General features: G+C 66.0%; 17 protein-coding genes. 8 read left to right on the top strand and 9 right to left on the bottom strand.

Annotation, left to right across the window (positions count from 1 at the left end; translation table 11 throughout):
• The first annotated feature begins 31 nt into the window (after positions 1-31).
• Entirely contained in the window at positions 32-1,204 is a 1,173-nt protein-coding gene (locus NSE01_RS12080; protein WP_147159888.1) for an amino acid aminotransferase, read from the top strand.
• Between the two features lie 173 nt (positions 1,205-1,377).
• Here NSE01_RS12080 and NSE01_RS12075 read toward each other — a convergent pair whose 3' ends face one another.
• From NSE01_RS12075 to NSE01_RS12045, 7 genes are all read right to left on the bottom strand, one after another.
• Positions 1,378-2,178 carry a COG4705 family protein gene (locus NSE01_RS12075; RefSeq protein ID WP_147159887.1) on the bottom strand — a complete coding sequence of 267 codons (801 nt, stop codon included), beginning with the start codon at positions 2,176-2,178 and terminating at the stop codon, positions 1,378-1,380.
• 3 nt (positions 2,179-2,181) lie between these two features.
• Complete coding sequence (locus NSE01_RS12070; RefSeq protein ID WP_147159886.1) at positions 2,182-2,805, bottom strand: riboflavin synthase; 624 nt, start codon at positions 2,803-2,805, stop codon at positions 2,182-2,184.
• Between the two features lie 16 nt (positions 2,806-2,821).
• Positions 2,822-3,787: a bifunctional diaminohydroxyphosphoribosylaminopyrimidine deaminase/5-amino-6-(5-phosphoribosylamino)uracil reductase RibD gene (gene ribD / locus NSE01_RS12065; RefSeq protein WP_371863217.1), complete on the bottom strand. Its 966-nt coding sequence runs from the start codon at positions 3,785-3,787 to the stop codon at positions 2,822-2,824.
• Positions 3,788-3,792: 5 nt separating this feature from the next.
• Positions 3,793-4,266 carry a hypothetical protein gene (locus NSE01_RS12060; RefSeq protein WP_147159884.1) on the bottom strand — a complete coding sequence of 158 codons (474 nt, stop codon included), beginning with the start codon at positions 4,264-4,266 and terminating at the stop codon, positions 3,793-3,795.
• 68 nt (positions 4,267-4,334) lie between these two features.
• Positions 4,335-5,084 carry a M48 family metallopeptidase gene (locus NSE01_RS12055; protein ID WP_147159883.1) on the bottom strand — a complete coding sequence of 250 codons (750 nt, stop codon included), beginning with the start codon at positions 5,082-5,084 and terminating at the stop codon, positions 4,335-4,337.
• Complete coding sequence (locus NSE01_RS12050; RefSeq protein ID WP_147159882.1) at positions 5,081-5,551, bottom strand: YcgN family cysteine cluster protein; 471 nt, start codon at positions 5,549-5,551, stop codon at positions 5,081-5,083. Before NSE01_RS12050 ends, NSE01_RS12055 begins: the two co-directional genes overlap by 4 nt.
• 7 nt (positions 5,552-5,558) lie before the next feature.
• The gene (locus NSE01_RS12045; protein ID WP_246135186.1) at positions 5,559-6,167 is read right to left on the bottom strand and encodes an SCO family protein; all 609 of its coding nucleotides are present in this window, start codon (positions 6,165-6,167) and stop codon (positions 5,559-5,561) included.
• Between the two features lie 102 nt (positions 6,168-6,269).
• Between NSE01_RS12045 and NSE01_RS12040 the strand changes: the two genes are divergently transcribed.
• From NSE01_RS12040 to ssb, 5 genes are all read left to right on the top strand, one after another.
• The gene (locus NSE01_RS12040) at positions 6,270-6,917 is read left to right on the top strand and encodes an ankyrin repeat domain-containing protein (protein ID WP_147159880.1); all 648 of its coding nucleotides are present in this window, start codon (positions 6,270-6,272) and stop codon (positions 6,915-6,917) included.
• 12 nt (positions 6,918-6,929) lie between these two features.
• Positions 6,930-7,610 (top strand): COQ9 family protein, encoded by a 681-nt coding sequence (locus tag NSE01_RS12035; protein WP_147159879.1) that lies wholly within the window; start codon positions 6,930-6,932, stop codon positions 7,608-7,610.
• A gap of 60 nt (positions 7,611-7,670) precedes the next feature.
• Positions 7,671-7,925: a FeoA family protein gene (locus NSE01_RS12030; RefSeq protein WP_147159878.1), complete on the top strand. Its 255-nt coding sequence runs from the start codon at positions 7,671-7,673 to the stop codon at positions 7,923-7,925.
• On the top strand, positions 7,922-9,778 hold the full coding sequence (feoB, locus tag NSE01_RS12025) for a ferrous iron transporter B (RefSeq protein WP_147159877.1): 1,857 nt from the start codon (positions 7,922-7,924) through the stop codon (positions 9,776-9,778). The genes NSE01_RS12030 and feoB overlap by 4 nt, the downstream gene beginning before the upstream one ends.
• An 84-nt stretch (positions 9,779-9,862) precedes the next feature.
• Positions 9,863-10,405: a single-stranded DNA-binding protein gene (gene ssb / locus NSE01_RS12020; protein WP_147159876.1), complete on the top strand. Its 543-nt coding sequence runs from the start codon at positions 9,863-9,865 to the stop codon at positions 10,403-10,405.
• 118 nt (positions 10,406-10,523) lie between these two features.
• Here the strand turns inward: ssb and NSE01_RS12015 are convergent, their stop codons facing one another.
• Complete coding sequence (locus NSE01_RS12015) at positions 10,524-11,270, bottom strand: 7-carboxy-7-deazaguanine synthase QueE (protein WP_147159875.1); 747 nt, start codon at positions 11,268-11,270, stop codon at positions 10,524-10,526.
• On the bottom strand, positions 11,267-13,987 hold the full coding sequence (locus tag NSE01_RS12010) for a valine--tRNA ligase (protein WP_174812041.1): 2,721 nt from the start codon (positions 13,985-13,987) through the stop codon (positions 11,267-11,269). The genes NSE01_RS12015 and NSE01_RS12010 overlap by 4 nt, the downstream gene beginning before the upstream one ends.
• 101 nt (positions 13,988-14,088) lie before the next feature.
• Here NSE01_RS12010 and NSE01_RS12005 point away from each other — a divergent pair, with 101 nt between their 5' ends.
• Entirely contained in the window at positions 14,089-15,204 is a 1,116-nt protein-coding gene (locus NSE01_RS12005; RefSeq protein ID WP_147159874.1) for an MlaE family ABC transporter permease, read from the top strand.
• A 7-nt stretch (positions 15,205-15,211) separates the two neighbouring features.
• Positions 15,212-16,078, top strand: coding sequence for an ABC transporter ATP-binding protein (locus NSE01_RS12000; RefSeq protein ID WP_246135184.1), 867 nt, complete (start codon positions 15,212-15,214; stop codon positions 16,076-16,078).
• Positions 16,079-16,087: the final 9 nt, after the last annotated feature.

The following is a 16,087-nucleotide window of genomic DNA, read 5'->3' as shown; positions in this document are numbered from 1 at the left end:
CGCAGGGCAGTTTGGGGGCAAAGGCGCGGCCATGCTCGAGACCCTGAACGCCCAGCCCGCCGACGCGCTGCTTGCGCTGATCAAGCTCCACAATGCCGATCCGCGGCCGACCAAGATCGACCTCGGCGTTGGCGTCTATCGCACGGGTGACGGCGATACGCCGGTGTTCGGCGCGATCAAGGCAGCGGAGCAGATCCTGCTCGATACGCAGAATTCCAAGGCCTATCTCGGGCCCGAGGGTGACATGGGCTTTGTCCATGCGCTGATCCCCTATGTGTTCGGCAGCGATTTCGACCGTAGCCGTGTTGAGGGCATGCAGGCGCCCGGCGGCACCGGTGCGGTGCGCCTCGCCGTCGAGGTGGCCGCGCGCGCGGGTGCCAAGCGCATCCTGATGGGTACGCCCTCGTGGCCCAACCACGCACAGATCGTCTCGGCCGTGGGCCTTGAACTCAAGACCTTCAAGCACATGACCGCAGAGGGCACGGCCGACCTTGAGGCGCTGCGCGCGGCACTGGCCGACGCTGCGCCCGGCGATGTCGTGCTGCTGCACGGCTGCTGCCACAACCCGACGGGTGTCGACTACACCAACGCCCAGTGGGACGAGATCGCGCAGATGGTGGCTGCCTCGGGCGTGCTGCCGCTGATCGATCTGGCGTACCAGGGACTGGGCGATGGCATGGAAGCCGATGCCTATGGCCTTCGCAAGGTGCTCGCCGCAGTGCCGGAAGCGCTTGTCGCCTACAGCTGCGACAAGAACTTCGGGCTCTATCGCGACCGGGTCGGTGCGTTTTACGCGGTGACCAGTGATGCGGATGCGCTGGCCAAGGCCATGGCGAACGGCGCAACGATTGCCCGCGCGAGCTGGTCGATGCCGCCCGATCATGGCGCTGCAGCGGTTCGCCTCATCCTTGGAGATTCGGCACTGACGGCGCAGTGGATCAACGAGCTGACCGCGATGCGCGCGCGCATGGCCGAAGTGCGCGAGCGTCTGGCTGCCGCGCAGCAGATTGGGCCGATCAACATGGCACCGCTGGGTTCGCAGAAGGGCCTGTTCTCGATGCTGCCGCTTTCGGGCGAGCAAATCATGGCATTGCGTGAACGCCACGGCGTCTACATGGCAGGCTCGGGCCGCGTGAACATCGCAGGGCTGACCACCGGCAATATCGAAGCCTTTGTGGCTGCGCTTAAGGACGTCGCCGGGTAACTGGTTCGACTGCCGGTCTGCTGTAGATCGATCCCAAGCGCTGCGTAGGTGTGGAACGCAGCGCTGCGCTCACCATCGGTGAACCTCAGCCCGCCTGAGGCGAGCAGCGGAAACGGCTCCGTAAATGCAATGACCGCGCCAAGGCCAAAGCTGGTCTGGGCGCAGCCGCTCAGTCATGTGCTATCGGCGGGGGAATGGGCGCCGGGGCGCTGCGGCAGAACCAGGATGAGCAGCGCGATGGCGCCGGCCAGCGCCAGGGTTGCCAGCGTACGGCTGACTTCGAGGCCGCCCGAACCGAATGGCTTGTCGAGAAAATCGCCCACGGTCGCGCCGAGTGGACGGGTCAGGATGAAAGCCGCCCAGAACAGCGCGACGCGATTGGCGCGGGTGAGGAAAGCCAGCAGCGCGATCACCGCCAGCGCACTTCCGAACAGCAACGCGCCGCCGCCATAACCAGCCCCGGCATCGGCGACCCAGTCACCCAGCGCGGTGCCGAGTGTTTGCGAAAAGGTGATGGTAATCCAGTAGAACAGCTCTGCAGCAGGTGTGGTGACACTATCCGCCGCCACGGTGCCAAGACTGCGCTGCCAGGTGAACAGCGAGGCCAGCACGAGAGCAAGCAGCAGCAGCGAACCGCCGGGATAGCCGATGCCGAGCGAACGCGTGGCAAAGTCTGCCAGTGTGGTTCCTGCGGTGGTCGAGGCAATGATCGTCGCCCAATAGAGCCAGGGCGCGAAGCGGCGCGCGCGGATCTGCAACCAGACCAGCAACGTGAGCGCCGCGCCGAAAATCAGCGTGCCGACGAGATAGCCATTGATACCGTTCGCCCCGGCCTCGGGCGTGGTCTCGCCCAGCCAGCTCATCGAGACGGCATCCCCGCCGGTTTCGCCCAGCGTGGTGGCGAGGATCTTGATCAGCCAGAAGCCGAGCGTGATCGCGGGGACCTTGGCCTCGCCGCTGATAGCTCTGCGCATCGGTCAGCCCGCTGCAGCGAGGCTCTGCATCCGCTTGAGATAGCGGGCTAGCACGTCGATCTCGAGGTTCACCTCGCGGCCTGGTGCCAAGGCGCCGAGCGTCGTCACTTCGGCGGTGTGCGGGATGATGTTGAGCATGAAGTGGCAGCTGCCGTCCGGCTGGTCGGCAAGGTCGTTGACGGTGAGCGAGACGCCGTCGACCGTGATCGAACCCTTGGCGGCGATATAAGGAGCAAGCTCCTGGGGTGCGGAGACGACGACATGCCACGAGCCGCCGGTGCGGTCGACCGAGACGACATGGCCCACGGCATCGACATGGCCCGTCACGATGTGGCCGCCGAGTTCGTCACCCAACTTCAGCGCGGGTTCGAGATTGAGCGCGGCATGTTCGTGCCACTGGGCGGGCGCGGTGCGGCGGATCGTTTCGCCGGAGACATCGACGGCGAACCAGCTGTCGCCCGCCGTGCCGCCACGATCGACCACGGTGAGGCATACGCCCGAACATGCTATCGAAGCGCCGATGGCGATCTTGGCCGGGTCCATCGCGCAGGCGATCGTCACGCGGGTGTCGCCCTTGCTGGCAATGGCGCGGATGCGGCCTACTTCGGTGACAATGCCTGTAAACATGGGAACGCGGTCTCCTTCAGCGAATGCGGTCGTAGACGTCGAGCGTGTCGCTGCCAAGCTGCCGCCGGTCGGTCAGGCGCCAGCGGCCGTGGGCATTGCCCAAGGAGGTAAGCCCGATATCGCCGAGGCCGTGCCGCCCCGCACCAATCAGGATGGGCGCGCGGTAGAGCAGTAGGCGGTCGACCCGGTCGGCGCCGAGGAAGGCTGCTGCCGCACCGGCACCGCCTTCGATCAGGAGATATTGTGCGTCGCCGAAGTCGCCTGACGCGGGATCGGCGATGGTCTGCCAACCGTCCGGCGCACTGCCGCGCGTCAGCACCCAGCGCGCGGGGCTGCGGTCTTCCAATCCGGGCAGACGAACATCGAGCCTTGGCGAATCGGCGCGAAGCGTTTCGCCGCCGACGAGGATCGCGTCAGAGCGGGCACGTATCGCATGGCCGTGGGCACGCGCTTCCGGGCCTGTGATCCACTGGCTGGTGCCATCGGCCATGGCAATGCAGCCATCAAGCGAGGTGGCCAGCTTTAGCGTGGTGTGCGGGCGGCCAAACCGGGCGCGGACAAGGTAACCTTCAAGCGAGTGCAGCGCCGCGGGGGAGGGGAGCAACTCTGCGGCAACCCCTGCCTCCCGCAGCATGGCAATTCCGGCCCCGGCAGTGCGCGGATCGGGATCTTCGCAGCCGATCACGACGCGGGCGAGACCGGCCTCGCGCAAGCTGTGGGCACAGGCTGGGCCGCGCTGGCTCTCATGCGCGCAGGGTTCGAGCGTGACGTAGGCCGTGGCGCCAAATGCCGCCTCGCCGGCCTGCGCCAGCGCCTCTGCTTCAGCGTGCGGGCGGCCTCCGGCTCGGGTCCAGCCGCGGCCGATGACGCGGCCTTGCTTGACGATCAGCGCACCGACGGCGGGGTTCGGACGGCTGAGCGGGCGGCCCCGCCCGGCTAGCGCAGCAGCGGCATCCAGCCAGTCAACATCGCTGAAGGCCACCGCGCTCAGGGTGCCTTGGGGGAGGGCGTCGCCGCCGGCTTGATCAACGAACGATCCAGAATCGCCTGATTGCGCGCCGCTGCAGCGCGCGCTTCGGCTTCGCGTTCGGCCTTGGCCTGCCGGTCCATCGCTTCGGTATCGAGCCCGGTGGCCGCGCCGACTGCCTTGTACATCTTGCGCACGTCTTCGGCGCGGGCCTCTTCCTCGGCAGCCTCGGCGCGCGCCTTCTTCGTCGCTGCGATATTGCCGGCAATGATCTCGGCGTCGCTGCGATCCGCGCGCCAGCTTTCGAAGTAGATCACTTCAGGCGGGCGGGGCAGACCGCGTCCACCCTGCTGCCACATCACGGAAAAGATCCCTCCCGTCACGAGGATCGCCAGCGCCAGCGAGCGGAAGCGGAACTCACTCGGCGCGCCGAGGATATTCCATAGGTCCTTGGCGGCACGCACCGGGGAGACGTTGCGGAAAAACTCTTTCATGTCGGCCTAGATAGAGCGTGCGCGCCGCGCGCGCCAGTGGTGGTGCGGTAATTGGGACTAAGGGGTGCTTACCCGAACGGATGGTAGAGCAGCCGCCCTTCCGCTTTCAGCCAGCGATTGGCATGCTCGATAGGCTCTTCGAAGAGCTCTGCGAGGTGGGCGTGAAAGGCCGGGCTGTGATCGAAGTGCGTCATGTGCGCCACTTCGTGCGCGACGACCGAACGGCGAACGAAATCGGGCGCCATCACCAGCCGCCAGTTGATGCGGATTACACCGCGGCTGCTGCAGCTGCCCCAGCGCCGCCGCGCGCGGGAAAGGGCCAGCTTGGGTACAGGCTGCCCCGCGCGGGCGCAGTAATGGGTGAGGTCAGCGGCTGCCAGCCGCAGGGCTTCGGCTTCGAGCCAGCGGCGCAGGCGGCCTTCCATGCCGTCGGCAGGCCCCCCCAGTATCAGCTGCCCATCCGCAACCTTCGGGCGGCGCGGTGCGCCTTGCTGCCATTCGACCCGCAGCGGTTCTCCCCTGAAGGTCAGACTGAAGCCCGGCTCAATCCGCGCGGGCGGCGGGATGCGCTCCAGTTGTGCGGCAAGCCAATCGCGGCGCTGTTCGGCAAAGTGCAGCGCATCGGCGGCACGGCCCCACTCGGGCATCGAGATGCGCGCTTCGCTTCCATCAGGCGCCAGACGCAAGGTTATGCGGCGCGCGGTGCGCAGGCGGCGTATCACGACAGGAAGGTCTCTGCCCGCTACCGTCAGCGTGCGCGGCTGTGGCGCCGGGCGTGAAACACGGCCGCGCTGCAACAGGCGCGGCAGCGAGATCATGCGCCGTCAGCTCCGAAACCGATGTCACCCGGTACGATATGCTCCTCGAGCGGCCCGGCCAGCACTTCGCTCACCGCCTTGCCGATCACCGAATGGCCCGCGCGGCGCACTGCCTCGCGGTCTCCGCATTCGAGATAGTGCCACGCGGGGAGCGGCTTGCCATCGGCGCGCAGGCGGTAGGCGCAGGTCGCGGGCAACCAGGGCACTTCGCGAACCAGCCGGGGCGTGAGGCGAAGGCAATCGGGCACCATCGCCTTGCGGTGGCGATAGTCAGAGCACCGCCCTGTCGAAAGATCGAGCAGTCGGCAGGCGACGTTGGTGTGGTGGACCTCGCCGGTGTCCTCGTCTTCCAGCTTGTGCAGGCAGCATTTGCCGCAGCCGTCACAAAGCGCTTCCCACTCGTCGCGAGTCAGCGCCTCGACAGGCTTGTCCCAGAAGCGTCCGGCAGAAGGCAGGGCAGTTGGCATCAGTGGATCAATGCACCCATTTCGCGAATTCGTCAGCCACCGCGTTCGCATCCTTGTCAACCGGGAGCAGCGCGATTGGCTGGCCCTGCGGCCCCATCAGATAGGCCGCGCGGCTGTGGTCCATGAGATAGGCGTTGGGGGCGGTGCCTTCGCCTTTCTTGTAGTAGACCGCATAGGACTTGGCGACAGCAGCGATCTGCGCGTCGGTCCCGGTCAGGCCGATCAGTTCCTTGCCGAAATGCGCGGCGAACTGACCGACGACTTCAGGCTTGTCACGCGCCGGGTCGATGGTGATGAACAGCGGAACTACCTTGGCCGCCTGCTCCGGGTGCGCCTTGGCGAACTTGTGGTAGCCCTGCATCAGCATCTGCACATCGAGCGGGCAGACGTCCGGGCAGAACGAATAGCCGAAATAGAGCGCGGTGTAGCGGCCCTTGAAATCGGCCGCATGCACGGTCTTGCCGGTCTTGTCGACGAGCGTGAAATCACCGCCGATGGCGGCACCTTCAAGTGGTGGCGGTTCGCTGGAAGCGCCGCTGCAGGCAGCAAGGAGGAGCAGTGCACCGGCAGCAAGCGCGGCGCACACACGTGTACGAATGGGTCTGATGGGGTCCATGGCGCGGCGGTTCATGCTCTGCTAACCAGCGGCTTGCAAGGGGCGACTCTGTCACAGGACGGGCAGAATGCGCGCTTTATCGAGAAGGACGGTGCCAAGGTGATGAGGGACAGAACAGTGATCGCACGGCTTGGGGCGGGACGGTGGCTTCGCGCCGGATTTGCCGCCGTCGCGCTGCTCGGTGTGCTGGGCGGATCGCTCCCGGCGCACGCGCAATTCTCGGAAAGCTACAAGTTCCTTGAAGCCGTGCGCAAGAAGGACGGCCAGAAGGTGACCGACGCGCTCAACGAGCCCGGCACGCAGATCGTCAACACGCGCGATGTCAGTACCGGCGAAAGCGGCCTGCATATCGTGACCGCGCGCCGTGATCTCACATGGATGCAGTTCCTCGTCTCGCACGGTGCCAACGTGAACGCGCGCGACGCCCGGGGAACGACGCCGCTCGTCCTTGCCTGCAACCTCGGCTTCATCGAGGGTGTGGACTATCTTATCACGTCGGGTGCCAAGGTCGACGAACCCAACAACACTGGCGAAACCCCGCTGATCACCGCCGTGCACCGCCGCGATCTCGCGATGGTGCGTGCGCTGCTGAAGGCCGGTGCCAATCCGGATCGTCCGGACAATTCGGGCCGCTCGGCGCGCGATTATGCGCTGCTTGATGGCAAGGACAGCCCGGTTGCGAACGAACTCGCCAATTCGGCCAAGGGCGGCGCCGGGGGTCAGAAGAAGACCTACGGCCCCTCGTTCTGATCGGACCCGAAGATGATCGATTCTGAAACCGCCGACCTCTCGCTCGAGGATCTGCGCTGCCTGCTCGCCCCGCATATCGCCGAAGCCGCGGCGTTTGAGGGCTGGAGCGAAGCCGCGGTGAACGAGGCTGCCGAGATCACCGGGATCGATCCAGCTGCCGCGCGTTTCGCGTTTCAGGCAGAGGGTGGCCAATCGGCGGCGATGGCGATGATCGCTGCGTGGGCAGGCAGCATCGACCGCGCGATGGCCGAGGCCTTTCCGGCCGAGCGTATTGCCGCCATGAAAGTGCGCGAGCGGATCACCGCGCTCGTCACCTTCCGGCTCGATCAGATCGCCGGCCGCGAGGAAGCGCTGCGCGGTGCCCTGATCGAGATGGCGAAGCCGTGGAACGTGCCTGCCGCAACAAAGCTCGGCTGGCACAGCGCCGATGCAATGTGGCGCCTCGCAGGCGATACCGCGACCGATTACAACCACTACACCAAGCGCGCGATCCTCGGTTCGATCTATGCCGCGACCCTTGCCGTGATGGCCGACGACAAGAGCGAGGACCGCGAGGAAACCCGCGCTTTCCTCGCCCGCCGGATCGACGGCATCATGCGCTTCGAGAAAGCCAAGGCGCGCTTTACCAAGCCGGCTGAAGAGACCTTCAGCGTGACGCGGCTGCTGGGCCGGTTGCGCTATCCGGCGCGGTAAGCTTCAACAGTTATTGCGAATGACTTGCAATGACTGCAGCGCTGTGGCAGCGCTTTCGGGGTGACCCTCGACGAACTCCCCCTTGGCACACCCGCGCGGATCGTTTCCGCCGATTGGAATGTGCTCGTGCCCGAAGAAGCGCAGCGCCTGCGAGCGCTTGGCATCGAGGAGGGCGCCGAAGTGCGACTCGCCTATCGCGGCGTGTTCCTTGCCCGCGATCCGATTGCCATCGAGATCGGGCGGATGACCGTGGCAGTGCGCCGCGTCCACGCCCGCGCGATGCAGGTCGAGCCGGTGGCGGCGACCACAGCATGAGCCGCCAGACCATGATCGCTGCGCTGGTCGGCAACCCCAATGCGGGCAAAAGCGCGCTGTTCAACGCGCTCACCGGTGCGCGGCAGAAAATCGCCAACTATCCCGGCGTTACTGTCGAGCGCAAATCGGGCCGGATGCTGCTGCCCAGCGGTGAGCCTGTCGAACTGGTCGATCTGCCCGGTTCCTACAGCCTCAACCCGTCGAGCCCGGACGAGGCAGTGACGCGCGACGTGATCCTCGGCCGCATGGCAGGTCAGGCACAGCCCGACGTACTGGTGATCGTGCTCGATGCGTCGAACCTCGAGCAGCACCTCGTCTTCGCGCAGGAAATCATCGAACTCGGCCGGCCAGTGGTCGTTGCGCTCAACATGGTCGATCTGGCCGAGCGCGACGGGCTGGTGATCGATCCTGCCGCGCTGTCCTCGGCGCTCGGTGTGCCGGTGTTCCCGACCGTGGCCGTGCGCCGGCGCGGCATTGCCGAGCTGACGGCAGCGGTGGCCGCTTTGCGCGACGCGCAGGCGGATGACGCTCCCGCGCATCGCCCGCATGTCACCGCGCCCGAGCGGCGCATGCTGGCCCGGCAGATGGCGCGCGGGGCGATCCTTTCGGAAACCGCGCAGCACCGCATTCACGCGCAGCTCGACCGGGTGTTCCTCCACCCCTGGTTCGGTCCGCCCGTGTTGCTGGCACTGCTGTTCGTGGTGTTCCAGGCCGTGTTCAGCTGGGCCAAGCCCTTGCAGGACGCGCTCGACGCCGGGGCCAGCAGTCTGGGCGACGTGGTGCGCGGCGCGCTGCCTGCCTCGCTGCTGCGTGATTTTCTTACTGACGGCGTGATTGCGGGCGTCGGCTCGGTGGTGGTGTTTCTGCCGCAGATCCTGATCCTGTTCTTCTTCATCCTGACGATGGAAGCGACCGGCTACATGGCCCGCGCCGCCTTCCTGATGGACCGCGCCATGGCAGGCGTCGGCCTTTCCGGCCGCAGTTTCATTCCGCTGCTCTCCAGCTTTGCCTGCGCCGTGCCGGGCATCATGGCGACACGCAGCATCACCGATCCCAAGGACCGGCTGACGACCATCCTGATCGCGCCGCTGATGACCTGCTCGGCGCGCCTTCCGGTTTACACCGTTATCATCGCCGCCTTTGTGCCCAACACGCAGGTGCTACCCGGCGTCGGTCAGCAAGGCCTCGTGCTGTTCGGGCTCTACGTGCTCGGCGTACTCGGCGCGATGGGTGCGGCGTTGCTGCTGCGGCGAACTGTCACCAAGGGCGAGGCTTCGGGCTTCATCATGGAAATGCCCAAGTATCAGCTGCCAACCGTGAAGGATCTTGCGCTCGGTCTGTGGCAGCGTGCCTATGTGTTCCTGCGCCGTGCGGGCACGATGATCCTTGGCGTCACGGTGGTGCTGTGGCTGCTGCTCAACCTGCCGCGCGCTGAAAACCCACAGGATCAGGTCAACGCCTCGATCGCTGGCCATATCGCCAATGGCCTCGCGGTGGTGATCGAACCCATCGGGTTCAACCGCGATATCGCGCTGGCGCTGATCCCTGCCATGGCAGCGCGCGAAGTGGCGGTGAGCGCGCTCGCCACGACCTATGCCGTGGGCCAGAGCGACGATGCCGCGCAGGGGCAGGCACTGGGGGAACAACTCAAGGCTCACTGGAGCCTTGCCACCGCGCTGGCCTTCCTCGCGTGGTTCGTCTTCGCACCGCAATGCATGTCGACCATCGCGGTCACCCGGCGTGAGACCAACGGGTGGACGTGGCCTGCCTTCATGCTCGCCTACCTCTTCGGCCTTGCCTACGTAGCGGCGGGCGTCACGTACTGGACGGCGGTCGCCTTCGGGCTGGGTTAGGTGTGGGAAAGGGCGCGCGCAGACTCGCCCTGATCCGATGCGCGGGCTAGTCGTTGGCCTCACACGGTACAGGATCGCGAATCAATGGCAGGCAGCGTCAACAAGGTCATTCTGATCGGCAATCTCGGGCAGGATCCCGAGGTGAAGAGCTTCCAGAACGGCGGGCGCATCGCCAACCTGCGCATCGCCACCAGCGAACAGTGGAAGGACAAGGCCACCGGCGAACGCAAAGAGCGTACCGAGTGGCACTCCGTCGTACTCCAGTCGGACGGTCTGGTCGGGGTGGCTGAGCGCTATCTGAAGAAGGGCAGCAAGGTCTACATCGAAGGCCAGCTGCGCACCCGCAAGTGGCAGGATCAATCGGGCAATGATCGCTACACGACCGAGATTTCGGTCGGTGTCGGCGGTTCGCTCACCATGCTTGATGGTCCGCAGGGCGGATCGGGCGGCGGCATGGGCGGTGGCGGCGGCCAGCGTTCGGGCGGCTGGAACGAAGGTGGCTCCAGCGGCGGTGGCCGTTCGGGTGGCAGCTCGTCCGGTGGTGGCTGGAATCAGGGTGGCGGTGGCTCGTCGGGCGGCTCAGGCGGCGGCTTCGGCGACGATCTCGACGACGATATCCCGTTCTGAGCCTAGGTCAGGGCGGATAACTCCAAACCCGCTCACCCTGAGCTTGTCGAAAGGTGTTCGCGCGCCCGCTGCGTATGATGCTTCGACAAGCTCAGCATGTGCGGGGCGAGGTGATCAATCATGTCCCGCGCGTATCGCCGTAGAGGTGGATATGCAGGCGGTCGGTAAAGCGCCAGCCATGCGTCAACGCGGCGCCTGCCAGCCACTTTGACCGCTCGCGCAGCGTCTCGCTGGACGTTCCCTCCGGCATCACGAACAGCCGCTCCGAAGGGATGCGGTACATCGCCTGCAGTTCGGCAACCTCGTTCACGTCGTCCATATCCGCGACCACGAACTTGAACCACGCCTTCGGGCTGGCCGCCCAATCGCGCAGCAGTTCCGGAACGAGCGCAAGGTGCTCGGCATTGCCGGAATGCGAGAGCTTGGGACTGACGTTGAACTGATCGACCAGCTGCATGATCGCATGGGGCGGCGGCACGCTGCCGTTGGTCTCGATCTCGACCTCGAGCGCGGGGACAGCTTCCCTCAGCATCGGGATCAGCTTGGCGAGCGAAGGTGCTTGGAGCAGCGGCTCACCGCCGGTGATGACGAGCCGCGTTGGCCGCAGCGCAAGGATGCGCATGGCCGCTTCGCGCACATCGAGCGTGATCTGGTTCTCGCTGCGCTCGAAGGTCAGGTCATCGCGGTGCGGGCGAATGTCGCCAGTAAAGCGCCACGTATACGCGGTGTCGCACCAGCGGCACGCAAGGTTACAGCGCGAGAGCCGCACGAACACGCAAGGCCGCCCCGCCGAGGGGCCTTCGCCCTGCAGCGAGGGGAAGATCTCCGGCTCGCCGGGTGTGGTCGTGGCGAGCGTGAGGCTCATCCCAGCCGCGCCAATGCTGCCGCAAGGCGCGTGGCCTCGGCGCGGTGGTGGGCGTGGTCGGCGCGGGCCTTCTCGACCGCCTCGGGCTTGGCTTTCTCGGCGAACGCCGGGTTCGAAAGGCGGCCTTCGAGCGACTTGGCTTCCTTCTCGGAGGCGGCAAGCGCCTTTTCGAGACGGGCCTTCTCGGCGGCGATGTCGATCACGCCCTCGAGCGGCACGATGAGGTTCGCATCCCCCGCGCCGATCTGCATCGCTGCGCCTGCCGGGGCCGGGGCGAAATGGATCGCGCTGAGGCGGGCGAGGCGCTCGATCGCGGCAGTGTTGCCCTCGATCACCGCGCGGGTGGCGGCGCTCGGTTCGGGCAGATAGGCCTCAAGCCGCGCGCCGGGTGCGATGCCCAGTTCGTTCTTCGCGCCGCGCAGGCCCGAGACGAGCGCGATCAGCCATTCGACTTCGGCCTTCGCCGCAGGATCGACCTCGGCGGCGGGTGCCGGCCATTCCGCCACGATCAGCTCCGCCTTGCGCTCGCCGAGCGCGTGCCACAGCTCTTCGGTCACGAAGGGCATGAACGGGTGGAGCATCACGAGGATCTGATCGAGCACCCAACCCGCAACGGCGCGGGTCTCGTCGTCGAACGAACCCTTGATGAGTTCGATGTACCAGTCGCAGAACTGGTCCCAAACGAAGTGGTAGACCGTGTTGGCGGCGGCATCGAAGCGCAGGTCGGCCATTGCCTGATCGAGCGCGGCGACGGTTTCCACGACTTCGCCGATGATCCAGCGGTTGACAGCGCTGGCTGCCGCAGGCGCACTGGCCGAAGTGCTTCCGGAAATCCCGTTCGCCATGCAGAAACGCGCGGCGTTCCACAGCTTGGTCGCGAAGTTGCGATAGCCCTCGACGCGGCGCTCATCCATCTTCACGTCGCGGCCCTGGCTTTCCATGGCGCACATGAAGAAGCGCAGCGCATCCGCGCCGTACTTGTCGATCAGGCCCAGCGGATCGACCACGTTGCCCTTGGACTTCGACATCTTCTGCCCATCGGCCGCGCGCACCAGCCCATGCAGATAGAGCCGCTTCCACGGCACTTCCTTCATGAAGTGGATGCCCTGCATCGCCATGCGCGCATCCCAGAAGAACAGGATGTCGAACCCGGAAATCAGCAGGTCGTTGGGGTAGTGCTTCTTGACCAGTGGCGCATCCGCCTCCGGCCAGCCGAGCGTAGCAAACGGCCACAGCGCGGAGGAGAACCAGGTGTCGAGGACGTCCTCGTCGCGGGACAGCGTGACGCCCGCACCGGCCTTGGCCTGCGCTTCTTCCTCGGTTTCCGCGACGTAGCACTGGCCGTCCGAGCCATACCACGCCGGAATCCGGTGGCCCCACCACAGCTGACGGCTCACGCACCACGGCTGGATGTTCTCCATCCAGTTGAAGAAGGTCTTCTCCCACGTCTTCGGCACGATCTCGATCGCGCCAGAGCGCACGGCTTCCATCGGCGCGACGGCGAGCTTTTCGGCATCGACGTACCACTGGTCGGTCAGCCAGGGTTCGATCACCACGCCGCCGCGATCACCGAACGGGGTCTGGATCGTGCGCGGTTCGGCGTCGAGTTCGCTTTCTTCGCCGTCCTTGGACTTGACCACATGCGGGATCAGCATCCCCGCCGCCTTCATGTCTGCAACGATGGCGGCGCGCGCGTCGAAGCGGTCCATTCCGACGTACTTCTCGGGCACCAGCCCGTCCGCCGTCTGCACCACGCGGGCTTCGGCATCGAACATGTTGAGCATCTCGCCCGCCTTGATCCCGGCGCGCCTGCCCACTTCGAAGTCGTTGAAATCATGCCCCGGCGTGATCTTCACCGCGCCCGAACCGAGCTCCGGATCAGCATGCTCGTCCGCCACGATGCGCAGGCGGCGGCCTGTAAGCGGCTGCACCACTTCGCGGCCGATCACGGCCTTATAGCGTTCGTCGTCCGCGTTCACGGCCACCAGCATGTCCGCCAGCATCGTCTCGGGCCGGGTGGTGGCGACTTCGATGTAGTCGAGCCCGTCTGCGCGCACCGCGCCATCGGCCAGCGGATAACGGAAGCGCCAGAACGAACCCTTCACCTCGCGCGTCTCGACCTCAAGGTCCGAGATCGCGGTCTTGAGCTTGGGGTCCCAGTTCACCAGCCGCTTGTCGCGGTAGATCAGGTCCTGATTGTAGAGATCGACGAAGACCTTCACGACCGCCTTGGTGAAGTGCGGGTCCATCGTGAACTGCTCGCGGCTCCAGTCCATCGAGCAGCCGAGGCGGCGGAGCTGGCCGGTGATGCTGCCACCGCTTTCAGCCTTCCACTCCCACACCTTCTCCACGAACTGCTCGCGCGTGTAGTTGGTGCGCTTGTCCTGCCGCGCTTCCATCTGCCGCTCGACCACCATCTGCGTGGCGATGCCGGCGTGGTCCATACCCACCACCCACAGCGCATCCTTGCCGCGCAGGCGTTCGTAGCGGACCACCACGTCTTGCAGCGTGTTATCCAGCGCGTGGCCGATGTGGAGCGAACCGGTCACGTTCGGCGGCGGGTTAACGATGGTGAAGGGCGCGGCATCGGGGCGCTCGGGCCGGAACAGGCCGTTCGCTTCCCAGTGGGCATACCACTTTGCCTCGAGCCCGGCAGGCTCAAACGTCTTGGCGAGGGCGGCGGCCCCCTCCTGCTCTGCAATCGTCGCTTCGGTCATGATGCCATGGGCCTTGCCATCCCGCGCCTATCGCCGCAAGTGCGCGAACGGATCCGAGCGCGCTTGCGGCCACTGTCGATTTCCAGCATGTAACGGCTACCATGCGGGCAGCAGCCGATTTTATCACCGAAACGGATGCCGATGGGCGCGCTGCGCTTGTGCTCACCGGCCCGTTGACCGTTTCGGCGCTCGGCTCGATCGATCGCCGGTTGCGCGCGCTCGATGGGCCATTTGCGGCCATCGACCTCGCCCGCGCCAGTCGCATCGATACAGTGGGCGCATGGACCGCCTGGAGCCTTTCGCAGCGCTTCGCCGCGCCGATCACCGGCGCCTCGCCCGAGGCGGAGCGGCTGATCGGCGCGATCCGTGCCGTCGACGACAACACTGCCCCGGTCGAGCCGCTGCGCCTACCGGTCTACCTGCGCGTGCCCGAACATGTTGGCTTGGTGGTCTCCGGGCTGGGGCAGGGGATGCTGTTCGTGCTCGGCTTCCTCGGCCAGATCGTGCTGGCGAGCGGGGTGCTGCTCCGCCATCCGGGGCGCTTCCGGCTGCGCGCGCTGGTGCATCAGATGGAGTTGATGGGCGTCAACGCGCTCGCCATCATCGGGCTGATGAGCTTCCTCGTCGGCATCGTCATCGCGCAGCAGGGCGCGGTGCAATTGAGGCAGTTCGGTGCCGAGATCTACACCGTGAACCTCGTCGGTCGGCTCAGCTTGCGCGAGCTTGGCATCCTGATGACGGCGATCATGGTCGCGGGGCGTTCTGGTTCGGCGTTTGCCGCGCAGCTCGGCACGATGAAGCTGACTGAGGAAATCGACGCGATGCGCACCATCGGCGTCTCCCCGATCGAGGCGCTGGTGATCCCGCGGCTGCTGGCGACGATGCTGATGATGCCGCTGCTGGGCATCTATTCCGCTGCCATCGGCATCATCGGCGGTGCCGCGCTTTCGGCGCTCACGCTCGGGATTCCCTTCTTCACCTTCCTCGCGCGCATTCAGGAAGTCGTGCCGCTGCACGATGTTTGGGTGGGCCTTATCAAGGGGCCGGTGTTCGGCCTGATCGTCGCCACATCGGGCTGCTATCAGGGCTTGCAGGTGCGCAGCAACGCGGAGGAAGTTGGCACGCGCACGACTGCGGCGGTGGTCATGGCCATCTTCATGGTGATCGTGCTCGATGCGTTCTTCGCGGTGTTCTTCTCGGAGATCGGCTGGGGATGAGCCGCCAATGACCGAAAGCGACGGACTGCTGACCGCCTGCGCCGTGCCGCCCCCGCCGGGGAGCGAGGCGGACTTGTTCCCGATTCGCGTGCGCGGGCTGAAAAACGCATTTGGCCCGCATGTCGTGCATGAGAACCTCGATCTTGATGTTCGGCGGGGTGAGATCCTCGGCGTTGTCGGTGGTTCGGGCACTGGCAAATCAGTGTTGATGCGCGCGATCATCGGGCTCCAGATTCCCGAAGAGGGGACGATTGAGGTGCTCGGCAGCCCGATCACCGATGCGCGCGACGATGACGATATCGACATCCGCTGCCGCTGGGGCATCCTGTTTCAGGGCGGCGCCCTGTTCTCCACGCTGACGGTGGCGGAGAACGTCGAGGTCCCCTTGCGCGAATTCTATCCCGAGATCACCGACGAACTGCGCCACGAGATTGCGCGCTACAAGGTGCTGCTCTCGGGCCTGCCGGCCGAGGCGACCAGCAAGTACCCCAGCGAGCTTTCGGGCGGCATGAGGAAGCGCGCCGGCCTTGCCCGCGCACTGGCGCTCGATCCAGAACTGCTGTTTCTTGATGAACCGACTGCGGGCCTCGATCCCATCGGCGCCGCGGGTTTCGACCAGCTTATCCGCAGCCTGCAGCAGACGCTCGGCCTCACCGTGTTCCTCATCACCCACGATCTCGATACGCTCTATGAAATCTGCGATCGGGTGGCGGTGCTGGCCGATAAGAGGGTGATCGCGGTTGGCACGATCCCCGAATTGATCGCCACCGATCATCCGTGGATCAAATCATACTTCAACGGCCCGCGTGGCCGCGCCGCCATGGCGGCGGCCGAGCGAAACGGTGCCCTTGGCACTTCCGGTGATCAGGCATAGGGATAGCCG

Source organism: Novosphingobium sediminis (assembly GCF_007991615.1).
GTDB classification, from domain to species: domain Bacteria; phylum Pseudomonadota; class Alphaproteobacteria; order Sphingomonadales; family Sphingomonadaceae; genus Novosphingobium; species Novosphingobium sediminis.
The sequence above is the reverse complement of the archived record's forward strand: the minus strand, read 5'-3'. Positions and strand labels throughout refer to the sequence as shown.